The organism is Thioalkalivibrio sp. ALJ3 (assembly GCF_000377205.1).
Lineage (GTDB): Bacteria > Pseudomonadota > Gammaproteobacteria > Ectothiorhodospirales > Ectothiorhodospiraceae > Thioalkalivibrio.
In genome coordinates, this window is sequence record NZ_KB897907.1 from 286383 (window position 1) to 299819 (window position 13437).

General features: G+C 66.7%; 13 protein-coding genes. 8 read left to right on the forward strand and 5 right to left on the reverse strand.

Features of this window, described 5'->3' with window-relative positions; translation table 11 throughout:
* Positions 1-31: 31 nt before the first annotated feature.
* The gene (ppa, locus tag C935_RS0107890) at positions 32-568 is read right to left on the reverse strand and encodes an inorganic diphosphatase (RefSeq protein ID WP_018861971.1); all 537 of its coding nucleotides are present in this window, start codon (positions 566-568) and stop codon (positions 32-34) included.
* Between the two features lie 262 nt (positions 569-830).
* Here ppa and C935_RS0107895 point away from each other — a divergent pair, with 262 nt between their 5' ends.
* The 8 genes from C935_RS0107895 to C935_RS0107930 are packed head-to-tail and all read left to right on the forward strand — an operon-like array spanning position 831 to position 9277.
* Positions 831-1478 (forward strand): adenylate kinase, encoded by a 648-nt coding sequence (locus C935_RS0107895; protein ID WP_018861972.1) that lies wholly within the window; start codon positions 831-833, stop codon positions 1476-1478.
* A 36-nt stretch (positions 1479-1514) separates the two neighbouring features.
* Positions 1515-3770 (forward strand): LPS-assembly protein LptD, encoded by a 2256-nt coding sequence (locus C935_RS0107900; RefSeq protein WP_026278724.1) that lies wholly within the window; start codon positions 1515-1517, stop codon positions 3768-3770.
* Entirely contained in the window at positions 3754-5181 is a 1428-nt protein-coding gene (locus C935_RS0107905) for a peptidylprolyl isomerase (RefSeq protein ID WP_018868418.1), read from the forward strand. Before C935_RS0107900 ends, C935_RS0107905 begins: the two co-directional genes overlap by 17 nt.
* Positions 5147-6211, forward strand: a complete 1065-nt coding sequence (gene pdxA / locus C935_RS0107910) for a 4-hydroxythreonine-4-phosphate dehydrogenase PdxA (RefSeq protein WP_018861975.1) — start codon at positions 5147-5149, stop codon at positions 6209-6211. The genes C935_RS0107905 and pdxA overlap by 35 nt, the downstream gene beginning before the upstream one ends.
* Positions 6204-6995: a 16S rRNA (adenine(1518)-N(6)/adenine(1519)-N(6))-dimethyltransferase RsmA gene (gene rsmA, locus C935_RS0107915; RefSeq protein WP_018861976.1), complete on the forward strand. Its 792-nt coding sequence runs from the start codon at positions 6204-6206 to the stop codon at positions 6993-6995. The genes pdxA and rsmA overlap by 8 nt, the downstream gene beginning before the upstream one ends.
* A gap of 40 nt (positions 6996-7035) precedes the next feature.
* Entirely contained in the window at positions 7036-8013 is a 978-nt protein-coding gene (locus C935_RS0107920; protein ID WP_018861977.1) for an ROK family protein, read from the forward strand.
* 34 nt (positions 8014-8047) lie between these two features.
* Complete coding sequence (gene apaG / locus C935_RS0107925) at positions 8048-8440, forward strand: Co2+/Mg2+ efflux protein ApaG (RefSeq protein WP_018861978.1); 393 nt, start codon at positions 8048-8050, stop codon at positions 8438-8440.
* Between the two features lie 9 nt (positions 8441-8449).
* Complete coding sequence (locus C935_RS0107930) at positions 8450-9277, forward strand: symmetrical bis(5'-nucleosyl)-tetraphosphatase (protein ID WP_018861979.1); 828 nt, start codon at positions 8450-8452, stop codon at positions 9275-9277.
* 4 nt (positions 9278-9281) lie between these two features.
* Here the strand turns inward: C935_RS0107930 and pmbA are convergent, their stop codons facing one another.
* The 4 genes from pmbA to C935_RS0107950 all read right to left on the reverse strand — a co-directional run bounded on the left by pmbA (position 9282) and on the right by C935_RS0107950 (position 13429).
* Positions 9282-10655 carry a metalloprotease PmbA gene (pmbA, locus tag C935_RS0107935; protein ID WP_018861980.1) on the reverse strand — a complete coding sequence of 458 codons (1374 nt, stop codon included), beginning with the start codon at positions 10653-10655 and terminating at the stop codon, positions 9282-9284.
* 86 nt (positions 10656-10741) lie between these two features.
* Complete coding sequence (locus tag C935_RS0107940; RefSeq protein ID WP_018861981.1) at positions 10742-11005, reverse strand: hypothetical protein; 264 nt, start codon at positions 11003-11005, stop codon at positions 10742-10744.
* A 35-nt stretch (positions 11006-11040) separates the two neighbouring features.
* Positions 11041-12483 carry a metalloprotease TldD gene (gene tldD, locus C935_RS0107945; protein WP_018861982.1) on the reverse strand — a complete coding sequence of 481 codons (1443 nt, stop codon included), beginning with the start codon at positions 12481-12483 and terminating at the stop codon, positions 11041-11043.
* Between the two features lie 115 nt (positions 12484-12598).
* Entirely contained in the window at positions 12599-13429 is an 831-nt protein-coding gene (locus C935_RS0107950) for a carbon-nitrogen hydrolase family protein (protein WP_026278725.1), read from the reverse strand.
* Positions 13430-13437: the final 8 nt, after the last annotated feature.

Genomic DNA, 13437 nt, shown 5'->3' on the forward strand with positions numbered 1-13437 from the left:
CGCCACGCGCCGCAGCCGGGCCGCTACCGCGTCAAATCTTGCTCTTCTGGTAACGCTTGTAGCTGGCAACAATCTCCGCCTTGGCGGCCTCGGCGTCCGCCCAGCCTTCCACCTTGACCCATTTGCCCTTCTCCAGCTCCTTGTAACGCTCGAAGAAGTGCTTGATCGAATCCAGCAATTCCTTTGGCACATCTTCCGGGCCCTGGAATCGTTCGGATTGCGAGCACAGCTTGCTCACCGGAACCGCCAGGATCTTCGCGTCCACCCCAGCCTCGTCGGTCATCTTCAGCATACCAATCGGGCGCGAGCGCACGACCGATCCCGGCAGCAGCGGCACCGGGGTAATCACCAGCACGTCCACCGGATCGTTGTCTTCCGACTCCGTGTTCGGGATGAATCCGTAGTTGCACGGATAGAACATCGCGACCGCCATGAAGCGATCGACCACCAGAGCCCCGCTGTCCTTGTCCATCTCGTACTTGACGGGCTGGCCCTGGGTGGGGATCTCGATCACCACGTTGATGTCGTGGGGGAGATCCTTGCCGGCTTCGATCTGGTTGAGGTCCATACTTGATTATATTCCGGTTGTTTTGAAGAGCGGGGGATTATACAGGGGAGAGCGCCCGCATTGGCACCCGTCACCGGCAGGCCAGGGACCCACGGGCTGTATCGCGCGGTTGCGGCCGATTACCCTCAGGCGGTATAAGACCGCGCTCGGGAAACGGTTTGTGCAGGGTCTGCGCAAATCTTCTTCGATGGCCATTCACCGTGCCGTCCCGCAACCGGCTTGTGCTGCGGTTCGGCGATGCACCGGGGAGCAGGAGTCAGTCATGCGTATCGTCCTGATGGGCGCGCCGGGGTGCGGCAAGGGTACCCAGGCCAAGAAGATGGTCGCCACCTTCGGCATCCCCCAGATCTCCACCGGCGACCTGCTGCGCGCCGCGATCGCCGCCCGGACCGAGCTGGGCAGGCAGGTCGAAAGCGCGATGGACGCTGGCCAGCTGGTACCAGACGATCTGGTCCTGGGGCTGATCCACGACCGGCTGCAAGAACCCGACGCGCAAGAGGGCTTCATCCTCGACGGCTTCCCGCGCAACGTGGCCCAGGCCGAGGCGCTGGACACCATGCTCGAGGATCTCGGCGCGCCGCTGGACCAGGCCATCCAGATCGACGTGCCCTTCGAGGAGTTGAAACAGCGCCTGACGGGCCGTGTCTCCTGCGGCGACTGCGGGGCCGTGTTCAACACCCGTACCTTTCCCCCCAAGCAGGAAGGCGTGTGCGATCTATGCGGCGGCGAACTCGTACACCGTGCCGATGACACCGAGAAAACGGTCGTCAACCGCCTGAAGGTCTACGAGGAACAGACTCAGCCGCTGATCGAATACTACTCGCGTCGCGATCTGCTCAGGCACGTGAATGGCACCCGCGACATCGCGTTGATCTTTGACGAAATCCGCCAGTTGCTGGGTAAACACTGATCCAGAATGATCAGTGTTTACCCAGGCTGAATCCACATCATGCCCCCGCCTGCCGGCCCTGCAAACCCGCTGTACCGCCGGGCAACCGCGCGGGCCGTGATTGTGTTGGCGATTGGTGCCATCGCCATGACAGCACAGGCCGAATTCGAACGGCTGGAACGTCCTCCTGGCTGCGAGTTCGCGCCCGACATGGAGTGGCCCGAGCGCCGCGAGCTCGCGGCCGAGATCACCGAGATCGACGCCGATCATGTTCGACGCGACGGCGAACATATCAGCGCGTGGGGCAACGTCCAGCTCTATGAAAAAGGCCGGCGCCTGGATACCGAGTTCCTGGAGTATGACCGCGCGACGGGACTGGCCCGCACCGAGGGTGACACCCGCATGTTCGACGGTGACCTGCTGCTGCACACCGACGGCGGCGAATACCGGCTGGACGAGGAAACCGGCGAATTCCGGCGCATCGACTATCTGGTGCAGTCCGTGCCCGCGCGCGGCAGCGCCGGGGTGGGCATCCAGCTCGCGCCGCACCTGCACGAATTCGAGGACGCCGAATACACCACCTGCCCGATCGACAACGACAGCTGGTGGCTGCGCACGCGTGATCTGGAGCTGGACCGCGAACGCGGGATCGGCGTTGCCCGCAACGCACGCATCGATTTCAAGGGCGTGCCCATCGCCTACACGCCGTATATCCACTTCCCGCTGGACGACCGCCGCCAGAGCGGCTTCCTGCTGCCCAGCGCCGGGGTCAGCTCACGCCACGGGGTCGATATCAGCACACCCTGGTACTGGAACATTGCGCCGAACTACGACGCCACCTTCACGCCGCGGGTGATGTCGGATCGCGGGGTCAAGCTCGGCACCGAGTTTCGCTACCTGCAGCCCCGCCACGAGGGCGTAGCCGATATTCGATACCTGCCGAGCGACCGTGAGTTCGGCGACGACCGGCACTACGTACAGTGGTTTCACCAGAGCCGGCTGACCTCGGACCTGCGCTTTCGGCTGGACGCCGCCGATGCCTCCGACAGCGAGTATTTCCGCGACTTCGGTGGCGCGGACCGCTACTCCGGTAGCACCCCCTATCTGCGCCGCCGAGCCGATCTGACCTATAGCCAACCGGCCTACCGTCTGCGCACCCGGATCGAGGACTACCAGATCGTCGATCCCGAATTGCGCGCCCAGCGCGAACCCTACCAGCGACTGCCGCAGATCACCCTGGAGGCAGGCGAGTATCTGGGCCGCGGGCTGGCCTGGGACCTGGACACCGAGCTGGTACGCTTCGAGCGCAGCGAGGGGGACTCGCTGGAGCCCCTGGGGACACGTTTCGACCTGAACCCTACGGCCTCCTGGCGCTACGATACCGGCGGCTTCTTCTTCGAGCCCCGCGCCGGCGTGCGCTATACGCACTACGAGCTGGACCGCCGGGGCGAACCTGGTCCCGAATCGATCAGCCGCACCGTCCCCCGGGCCTCGATCGACACCGGGCTGGTCTTCGAGCGTCCAATCCAGAACGGACGTCGTTTGCAGACCCTGGAGCCCCGCATCTTCTATGGCTATGTCCCGTTCGTCGACCAGACCGATATCCCGGTCTTCGACACCGGCGAGGCGGACTTCAGCTTCGACAACCTGTTCAGTCTGGACCGCTTCGTCGGCGCCGACCGGGTCGGGGATACCCACCAGCTGACCACCGCGCTGACCACCCGCATCTTCGACGAGCAGACCGGCCAGGAACGGATGAGTCTGTCGGCGGGCCAGATCCGTTACTTCGAGGACCGCGAGGTCCGCCGCGACCCGCAGGGCGACCCGTTGACCGAGTCCCGCTCCGATCTCGCCGTGGAGGGCCGCGTACACATCGGCGATGCCTGGAGCGGTCGTGGCTCCATCCTGTACAACCAGGACGAAGGCGAGACCACCCTCACAGCGCTGTCGGTCAGCTACAGCCCGGGCGCGCGCGCCCGCATCAACCTGGGATATCGTCAGCGCGAGGCTGGCGACCGTTCCATCGACCAAACTGATGTCTCGGTGCTTTGGCCGGTCACCCCTCGTATTGATGCGATCGGGCGCTGGAATTACAGCCTGCAGGAGGAGCGTGATCTCGAACTTCTGGCCGGCCTTCAGTATCGTAGTTGCTGCTATGGCATCCGAGTGGTCGCCCGCCGCGCCTACGACTTCGACGAGACCTACGACAACTCGATTTATTTCCAACTCACGCTGGACGGACTCGGACGCTTCGACTCCGGCGTGGATTCGCTTTTGAGCGAGGGTATAGCCGGATATGACGCACTCCCCTGACCAACACCGCCGAGCCTTCTGGCTCCCGCTACTGGGCGCCGTGCTCATGGGCCTCGGCCTGTCTGCGCAGGCGCAGGTCCCCGGCGGCGAACAGCCCGAGGACGCCGTCGAGGCCCCGGTGACCCCGGGTGCCGCCTCCGAGGCCGGCGCGCCCGCCGCGCCCATCACGCCACCGGAGGGGGATCAGTTCACCGACCGCATCCTGGTGGTGGTCGGCGACGACGTGGTGACCCAGCGCGAACTGGTCGAGCGCATGAACCTGGTCGCCCAGCAGATGATGGAGCGCGGAACCCGCCCGCCGGATCGCGACACCCTCGCCCGGCAGGTCATGGAGCGCCTGATCGTCGAACGCGTTCAACTGCAGGAGGCCGAGCGGGTCGGTATCAACATCGACGAGATGACCCTGAACCGGGCGATGGAGAACATCGCGCGCGAGAACCGCATGACCCTGCCGCAGCTGCGCCAGGCCCTGCTGCAGGACGGTGTCGACTTCAACGCCTTCCGTGAGCAGATCCGCAACGAGCTGACGGTCAACCAGTTGCAGCGCCGCCAGGTCGACAACCAGATTCGCGTCAGCGATCAGGAAATCGCGGATCTGATCGCCTCGGAAAGCGGCGCCATTGACCGCGGCGTGCGCTATCGTATCGCGCACATCCAGGTCTCGCTGCCGCGCGGTGCGGACTCCAGCCAGATCGCCACCGCCCGCGAAAAGGCCCGCGAACTGCGCCAGCGGGTCCGCGAGGGCGACGATTTCGCCAGCGTGGCAATCGCCGAATCCGACGCGCCGGATGCCCTGGAGGGCGGCGACCTCGGCTGGCGTACGGCCGGCGAGATCCCCTCCGTATTTGCCCGTGAAATCGCGCTGATGCGGACCGGCGAGATCAGCGACGTGCTGCGCTCGCCAAACGGCTTCCACATCATGAAGCTCGTCGACCGCGAAGGGGGTGACCAGACCCGCGTCCGTCAGACGCAGGTACGCCATATCCTGATCAGCCCGGACCAGGTCCGTACCGCAGAAGAGGCCCGCCGCCAGGCTGAATCGCTGTACAACCGCATCCGCGAGGGCAGTGACTTCGAGGCACTGGCACGCGCGAACTCCGACGACCCCGGCTCCGCCGCCCAGGGCGGCCAGCTCGGCTGGATCAGCCCCGGCGAGCTGGTGCCCGAGTTCGAGGAGGCGATGAACGCCCTGCAACCGGGCGAGATCAGCGAGCCGGTGGAGAGCCAGTTTGGCTGGCACATCATCGAGGTCCTCGACCACCGCGAGGTCGATACCTCGCGCGAGCAGATCCGTGCCCGTGCCCGCGAGATCCTGCAAAACCGCAAGCGCGAGGAAGAGATCGAGCTGTGGATGCGGCGTCTGCGCGACGAGGCCTATGTCGAGTACCGCGTTGACGGCTTCGACTCCTGACGCCCGGGCGCCGGATGTAATCCCGCGTCTGGCACTGACCGCCGGCGAGCCGGCCGGGATCGGGCCGGATCTGCTGATTGCCCTGGCCCACGAGCCTGGCGGTGGCGCCCAGCGCGTTGCCATTGGCGACCCGGATCTGCTCGAGCAACGGGCGCAGCAACTGGGCCAGCCGATCCACTTGACCCCCTTCGACCCCGAACGACCGCGCTCTGCCACGGCGCGCGGCACCCTGGAAATCGTCGCGGTCCCGGCAGGCGGCCCGGTGCAGACCGGCATCCTCGACCCCCGGCACGCCGAGGGCGTGCTGGCGATGCTTGCCGCCGCCGCCGATGGCTGTCTCGATGGCACCTTCGATGCGATGGTCACCGGTCCGGTGCACAAAGGCGTGATCAACCGCGCGGGCATCCCCTTCAGTGGGCATACCGAGTGGCTGGCCGAACGCGCCGGCGCGCCAATGCCCGTGATGATGCTGGCCACCGAATCCCTGAGGGTCGCGCTGGTAACCACGCACCTGTCCCTGCGCGATGTCCCCGATGCGATCACGCCGGAGCGGATCGAGGCGGTCACCCAGGTACTCCACCACGACCTGGTCGAGGATTTCGGGATCGAGCAGCCGCGCATTGGCGTGTGCGGGCTGAACCCCCACGCCGGCGAAGACGGTGTGTTGGGTCACGAGGAGATCGAGGTCATCACCCCGACGCTTGACCGTCTGCGGGGCGAAGGCCTGGACCTGCGCGGGCCACTGCCCGCCGACACTGCATTCACACCGCGCGCACTTGCCGAGGTCGACGCGGTACTGGCGATGTATCACGACCAGGGGCTCCCGGTGCTCAAACATGCGGGTTTCGGACATGCCGTCAACGTGACCCTCGGGCTGCCCTTTGTCCGCACCTCGGTCGATCACGGCACGGCCCTCGACCTGGCCGGCAGTGGTCGCGCCGAGGTTGGCAGCTTCCTCGCGGCCGAGAGCCTGGCGCGCGAACTCGCCCGCCATCGATTGCAGGAACAGGCCGCACACGCCCATGGGTAGCGCGCTGCCGCCGATCCGCAAGCGGTTCGGCCAGAACTTCCTGCATGACCAGGCCGTGCTCGCGCGCATCGTCGGAGCGATCGCCCCGCACCCCGACGACCCGGTGCTCGAGATCGGCCCCGGCCGTGGGGCCCTGACAGGGGCCCTGCTGGAGCGTTTGGACCGTCTGGTCGCGGTGGAGATCGACCGTGACCTGGCGGCCGGCCTGCAGGCCGCATTTGCCCCGGAGCGCCTGGATCTCCATGTGGGCGATGCCCTGGATCTGGACCTGCAAAGCCTCGGCCCGACACCACAGGGTGGCTGGCGCGTCGTGGGCAACCTGCCCTACAACATCTCGACCCCCCTGCTGTTCCATCTGCTCGATCAGATGGATGCCATCCGCGACATGCATTTCCTGCTGCAGCGCGAGGTGGTCGAACGCATGACCGCCGCTCCTGGCAGCAAGACCTATGGCCGACTGACGGTCATGCTCGCAGCACGCGCCCAGGCCCAGTCCCTGTTTGGAGTCCCTCCCGGCGCCTTCCACCCGCCGCCGAAGGTCCACTCCGCGATCGTACGCATCACGCCACTGGAGGCGCCGCTGGTGGACAACGCGCTATACCCGGTGTTTGCAAAGGTCGTCAACCAGGCCTTCTCCAACCGCCGCAAGACGCTTCGACGAGGACTGTCCGGGCTGGCAGACACCTCCACCATCGAGGCCGCACAACTCGACCCGGGTGCCCGCCCGGAAACCGTGGATGTCCACGGCTTCGCGGGCCTGGCGCGACTGATCGCTCCAAACTGATCTGCCACGCCAGCGGACCGTGATCCGCTATGATGGGCCCATGGACTTCATCGTGGCCGACATCGGAGGGACCCGCACCCGGGTCGCACGCGCCCGCCACAACGGCACGCACTGGTCGCTGCATGATATCCACCGCTATCCCAGCCGTGACTTTCCGGACCTTGGTCACATCCTCGAGGCCTGGCGAGCCGAGGTCGCTCCGCGCGAGCCTCTGGCGGCCGCCGGCCTGGCCCTCGCCGGCCCCGTGCAGGGGAGTCGGGCCCGCGCGACCAACCTCGACTGGCCCGAACTGGATGCGCGTGCCCTCGAACAGACCCTGGACATACCCGTAGCCCTGATCAACGATTTCGCCGCGGTCGGCGCCTGCCTGGATGCCCTGGAACCGGGAGACCGAATCACCCTCCAGAACGCGACAGCCGATGCAGACGGAATGCGCCTGGTGGTGGGGGCCGGCACGGGTCTAGGGACCTGCCTGGTCGGCCCGCCCCGGCAGCCTGCCATTCATCCCGGAGAAGGAGGTCACGCGCGCTTTTCACCCGCCGATGCAGAAGAGGCGGCGCTCGCGGCGTTCGTTAGCGCCGAGGAAGGGCTTTGCACCCGCGAACACCTGCTCAGCGGCCGCGGCATTGCGCGCATCGCACGCTTCGAGCTGACACGCCGGGACGATGGCGCGCTGGCACGGGCCTTGACCGCGGCCGACCCGGCCGCCGCAATCAGTGATCTGGCCGATGACGGCCGCGCGGCGGCCCTCGCCGTCGTCCAGCGTTTCGTGACGATCTATGCGGGACAACTGGCCGATATGGCCCTTACCGCGCTGCCCACCGGCGGGTTGTACCTGGCCGGCGGAATCGCCCCGCGCTGGGCCGATTACTTCCAGGACACGACGTTTCTGCGGGCCCTGCATAATCGCCCACCGATGACCCACTTGCTTGAGCGTCTGCCTGTGTCCCTTATCATGCACCCTGAACCCGGCCTGCTGGGCGCTGCCGTCAGCGCCTGGCGGCAGGGGAAACACTGATCTCAGTGTTTCCCCCACAAGGAGCCGCAAACGAATGAATTCGCCCCACACAACCGAAGAGCACGCAATCGAGATCGAGGTCGCCACGGCCTACGTCGAGGACCAGTCGGAACCCGATGACGACCGCTACGTGTTCGCCTATCACATCACGATCCGCAACTCCGGCGCGCTGACCGTGCAACTGCTGAACCGCCACTGGATCATCCGCGATGGCCGCGACCAGACGCAGGAAGTGCGCGGCGAAGGCGTGGTGGGCGAACAGCCGCGCATCGAGCCCGGCGACAGCTTCGAATACACCAGCGGCACGGTGATCGAGACACCCGTCGGCACCATGGAGGGCAGCTACGGCATGCAGGACGAACGCGGCAACACCTTCGAGGCTCCGATCCCGCCCTTCACGCTCTCCGTACCCCGCACGCTTCACTAGGCCGGCCCCATGGCCCTTTACGCCGTCGGTGACCTCCAGGGCTGCCTGGATCCGCTGGAACGCCTGCTGGAGCAGGTTCGTTTTGACCCCGCCACGGATCACCTGTGGCTGGTGGGCGACCTGGTCAACCGGGGACCGGACTCGCTTGGCTGCCTGCACTACGTACGCGCCCTGGGCGATGCTGCAACGGCCGTGCTCGGCAATCACGACCTGCACCTGCTGGCCACTGCCGAGGGCGTGCGCACGCCCGGGAACAAGGACACCCTGCAACCCGTGCTGGATGCCCCGGATGCCGCCGAACTCCTGGAGTGGCTGACACAGCGCCCCCTGCTGCACACGGATTCCGACACTGGCTGGACCCTGGTGCACGCCGGCATCCCGCCGGGCTGGGATCTCGAGACCGCGCAGACCGAGGCCCGGCGGGTGGAGGCCGAACTGCGCGATGACGCGCGACGCCACGCCCTGTTCGAAGTGATGTATGGCGACGAGCCCGCCCATTGGGACCCGGAGCTAGCCGGGTATGATCGCCTTCGTTACACGATCAACTCCTTTACCCGCATGCGCTATCTGATGCCCGATGGCGGTCTGGAATTCGCGGGCAACGGGCCACCGGAAGACGCCCCGGAGACACTGATACCGTGGTTTGCCTGGCCGCGACGCCCGAGTCACGGTTCGCCCCTTGTGTTCGGTCACTGGGCCGCCCTCGGCCACCGCCGGGGAGCCGACTGGCTGTCACTGGACAGTGGCTGCGTCTGGGGCAGGACGATGACGATCGCGCGCCTTGACCAGACCCGCGACCCCTATCAGGTACCAATCTGGCAGGCGGCTTGCGGTTAGGGAGTCAGTCGCCGGCGACGGTCATCGACTCGACCAGGATAGAACCGGTGTGGATGTTGCCCCGGCGGTCCACATCGGTCCCCACCGCGACGATGCGCTGGTAGATGTCTTTCAGATTGCCGGCGATGGTGATCTCTTCCACCGGGTACTGAATCTCGCCATTCTCCACCCAGAAGCCGGCGGCGCCGCGCGAGTAGTCACCAGTTACCGCGTTTACGCCCTGGCCGATCAGTTCGGTCACCAGAAAGCCCGTGTCCATCTTGGCCAGCAAGGCGGCAAAGTCCCGCTCGCCCGGCTTGACGGTCACGTTACGCGCGCCGCCTGCGTTACCGGTGCTCTCCAGCCCCAGGCGCCGGGCGGCATAGCTGTCCAGGGTATAGCTCTGCAGTACGCCATCGGCCACCAGGGGGCGGTTGCGCGTACGCACGCCCTCGCCGTCGAACGGAGCGCTGCCAAGCGCGCGCGGCGTCAGCGGGCGTTCCTCGATCTGCATCCAGTCGGGGAATACGGGCTCCCCGACCGCATTCAGCAGGAACGAGCTGTGGCGATACTGTGCGGGGCCGGAGATCGCGCGGGTAAAGCTGCCGATCAGCGTGCGCGCCATCTCCGGGACAAACAGCACCGGGCAGCTGCGCGTGGAGAGCTTGCGCCCGCCCAGACGCCGGACGGTACGCTCGGCGGCCTGACGCCCGATGGCCTCGCAGGCGTCGAGGTCCGCCGAGTGGCGGGCCACGGTGTAGGCATAGTCACGCTGCATGCCGGCGTCGTCGCGCGCCACCAGGGCACAGGACATCGCGTGACGCGTGCTGCGATACCCGCTCATGAAGCCCTGCGAGTCGCCGAGAAAGGCGATCGCCCGGCGGGTACTGACACTCGCACCCTCGGAGTTCTCGATCCGCGAATCGGCGGCAAAGCCCGCGGCCTCGATCGCGCGCGCGAGTTCGGTCGCCTGCTCCGCATCGCAGTCCCAGGGGTGATCGAGGTCCAGGTCATCCCACTCCCCGGCCTTGAGCGCGGGATCGGGCATCCCGGCATGGGGGTCCGGCTCGGTGTAGCGCGCGATGCGGCAGGCGGCCTCGACCGTATCCAGCAAGGCCTGCTCGCTGAAATCAGTGGTCGAGGCGGCCCCCTTCGACTGGCCGAAGTAGGCAATCAGCGACAGGCTCTGATCGCGTTCGTACTCCAGCGTCTCGATCTCGCCCTTGCGCACGGAGAGCTCCAGCCCGACGCTGTGGCTGACCACCGCCTGCACACCCGAAGCCCCCTGCGCGCGGGCCGCGTCCAGAGTCCGCTGGACGCGATCCTGCAGGGAGTCGGCGGAATGGGACAGGGCCTGGATCTCGCGATCCGGCGCCATGCGTTCGGGGGATGTGCTCATACAGACGTCCGTTTGCAATCAGATCAACAGTATCGGCGAGCCGGGTGCATCCCGGCCCGCCGTGGTGCGTAAAGCCCCGCGGGGCTTCAGGAGGGGCGGCCCGTGTGCTTGTGTACGGCGCCAACGTTACCCCAGCGTTCCAGGTCCTCGACGTGCACGCCGACCCAGTAGAGCTTGCCAACGCTGTCACGGGTCCAGCCACCGACCAGTTCCTGGCCCGCACCCAGCTCGACGTGATCGGCGAAATGCTCGGCCCGTTCGCGGTCGCGGAAGACATGCCACTGCACGATCTTGTCGTGGCCATGTCCCTCGGGCAGGGAATGTTCCTGATCCAGAAAATCCAGCTTCATCTAAGCCTCCTTGTCGCTGCTCGGGCACCCGGCCTTCAGGCGGCCTGGGTGCCACCCACGGTCATGCCGTCGATACGCAGGGTGGGCTGCCCCACTCCCACCGGCACGCCTTGTCCTTCCTTGCCACAGGTCCCCACTCCGGGGTCCAGGCGCATGTCGTTGCCCACCATCGAGACGCGGGTCAGCACGTCCGGGCCGTTGCCGATCAGGGTCGCGCCCTTGACCGGGTAGGTCACCTTGCCCTTCTCGACGCGATAGGCCTCGGAAGCGGAGAAGACAAACTTGCCGGAGGTGATATCCACCTGCCCGCCGCCGAAGTTGACCGCATACAGGCCGTCCTCCACCGAGGCGAGGATCTCCTCCGGGTCGGCCTCGCCGCCCAGCATGTAGGTGTTGGTCATGCGCGGCATCGGCAGGTGGGCGTAGGACTCGCGCCGGCCGTTGCCGGTCGACTGGACGCCCGTCAGCCGTGCGTTCATTTCGTCCTGCATGTAGCCGCGCAGGGTGCCGTCCTCGATCAGTACGGTCTGCTGCGTCGCGGTGCCCTCGTCGTCCACGTTCAGCGAACCGCGGCGCCCTTCCAGGGTGCCGTCGTCGACGATGGTGATGCCCTTTGCAGCCACCTGCTCGCCGATGCGCCCAGAGAAGGCCGAGGTCCCCTTGCGGTTGAAATCGCCCTCCAGGCCGTGGCCAATCGCCTCGTGCAGCAGCACACCGGGCCAGCCGGGGCCCAGCACAACCTTCATCGTACCGGCCGGTGCGTCACGCGCCTCCAGATTCACCAGGGCCTGACGCACCGCCTCGCGGGCATAGCCGGCCGCGCGGTCGTTCTCGAGGAAGTAGCGGTAACCGAAGCGGCCGCCGCCCCCGGAGGTGCCGGACTCGCGGCGATCGCCCTGCTGGGCGATCACCTGAACGCTCAGGCGGACCAGCGGGCGCACATCGGTAGTCAGTTCGCCGCGGGCATTCAGCACAAGGACCACCTCGTGTACCCCGGACAGGGAACACATCACCTGGGTCACGCGCGGGTCGGCAGCGCGCGCCGCGGCGTCCACTTCCTTTAGCAGATCGATCTTGGACTGCTCGTCCAGCGAGTCCATCGGATTCTCCGGGGCGTACAGCGCCGGACGCGAGGGCGCGCGGCTCGCGACCGCGATCCGTCCGCTCTGGCCCGCATCGGCGATGCTGCGCGCGGTCCGGGCCGCATCCAGCAGTGCCGGCATCGCGATGTCGTCGGAATAGGCGAAACCCGTCTGTTCGCCGCGCACCACGCGAATGCCCACCCCGCGCTCGATGTTGAAGCTGGCCGACTTGACGATGCCGTCCTCCAGCGACCAGCCCTCCTGGCAGGCAAACTGGAAGTAGCAGTCGCCCCCGTCCACACCGCGGCCGAAGGTGGTACCGAGCAGGGTGGTCAGCTCGTGGTCACCCAGGCCGGCCGGGTCGAGCAGGGTTTGTTGGGCAAGGCTGTCGATCATGGAATCCTCGTGGTTCGGGAAGACGTTCAGTATGGAGCTTGGGGTCCACGCCGGGCTTTCAAGCCCGTGCGCCACGCGGTTATGCCAGGCAGTCGTGCCTGCCCGGACAGACGTACTAAACGGTCCCCGGGCAAGCCAGACGCCGGTGATCGATGGTCGGAAATACCGTGCGGATACGTTCGACCTGGGCATGATCCAGATCGGCCAGCAGCACACCCGGGTTGCGCTGTAGCTGATTCACAACCCGCCCCCAGGGGTCGACCAGTGCGCTGTGCCCATGGGTCTCGCGACCATTCACGTGAAACCCGCCCTGGGCCGCCGAGAGCATGTAATACTGGTTTTCGATTGCGCGTGCACGCAGCAGGACATCCCAGTGGGCCTGGCCGGTCTGCGCGGTAAACGCCGCCGGCAGCGCAACCCAGTCAGCGCCCTGATCGAGCAGGGCCCGAAACAGCTCCGGGAAGCGCAGGTCATAGCAAATCGCGAGCCCCATACGCCCCACCGGGGTATCCACGACGACCACCTGTTCGCCACGCTCGAACACCTTCGATTCGGTGTAGGCCTCGCTGCTGTCTGGCAGTTGCACATCAAACAGGTGAATCTTGTCGTAGCGCGTCACCTGCTGACCCTGGTCGTCGAACACCAGGCAGGCGGAACGTACGCGCTGGCCTCCTTCGGTTTGCAGAGGCACGGTCCCGCCGACAATCCACAATCCCAGGCGGCGCGCCTGCTCGGCGAGAAAGGCTTGCAGGGGCCCTGCCCCGTCCGCCACCTCGGCGATGCCCAGGATGTCCGGCTCCTGCATCCCCATGAACGCGAAATTCTCCGGCAGCACCGCCAGGCACGCCCCCTTGTCCGCGGCCTCCTGCAGCAGACGCTTGGCCTCCAGCAGATTTGCCTGGGGCTGGGGCCCGGAGGCCATCTGTATTGCCGCTACCTGTGTCATCGGTACAT

Bases quoted from the DNA above. Each gene is read 5' to 3' on its own strand.
- C935_RS0107950 (WP_026278725.1), bottom strand. From the start codon at position 13,429: ATGACACAGGTAGCGGCAATACAGATGGCCTCCGGGCCCCAGCCCCAG.
- C935_RS0107930 (WP_018861979.1), top strand. From the start codon at position 8,450: ATGGCCCTTTACGCCGTCGGTGACCTCCAGGGCTGCCTGGATCCGCTG.
- C935_RS0107940 (WP_018861981.1), bottom strand. From the start codon at position 11,005: ATGAAGCTGGATTTTCTGGATCAGGAACATTCCCTGCCCGAGGGACAT.
- apaG (WP_018861978.1), top strand. From the start codon at position 8,048: ATGAATTCGCCCCACACAACCGAAGAGCACGCAATCGAGATCGAGGTC.
- C935_RS0107895 (WP_018861972.1), top strand. From the start codon at position 831: ATGCGTATCGTCCTGATGGGCGCGCCGGGGTGCGGCAAGGGTACCCAG.
- pmbA (WP_018861980.1), bottom strand. From the start codon at position 10,655: ATGAGCACATCCCCCGAACGCATGGCGCCGGATCGCGAGATCCAGGCC.
- ppa (WP_018861971.1), bottom strand. From the start codon at position 568: ATGGACCTCAACCAGATCGAAGCCGGCAAGGATCTCCCCCACGACATC.
- tldD (WP_018861982.1), bottom strand. From the start codon at position 12,483: ATGATCGACAGCCTTGCCCAACAAACCCTGCTCGACCCGGCCGGCCTG.
- pdxA (WP_018861975.1), top strand. From the start codon at position 5,147: ATGTCGAGTACCGCGTTGACGGCTTCGACTCCTGACGCCCGGGCGCCG.
- C935_RS0107905 (WP_018868418.1), top strand. From the start codon at position 3,754: ATGACGCACTCCCCTGACCAACACCGCCGAGCCTTCTGGCTCCCGCTA.
- rsmA (WP_018861976.1), top strand. From the start codon at position 6,204: ATGGGTAGCGCGCTGCCGCCGATCCGCAAGCGGTTCGGCCAGAACTTC.
- C935_RS0107920 (WP_018861977.1), top strand. From the start codon at position 7,036: ATGGACTTCATCGTGGCCGACATCGGAGGGACCCGCACCCGGGTCGCA.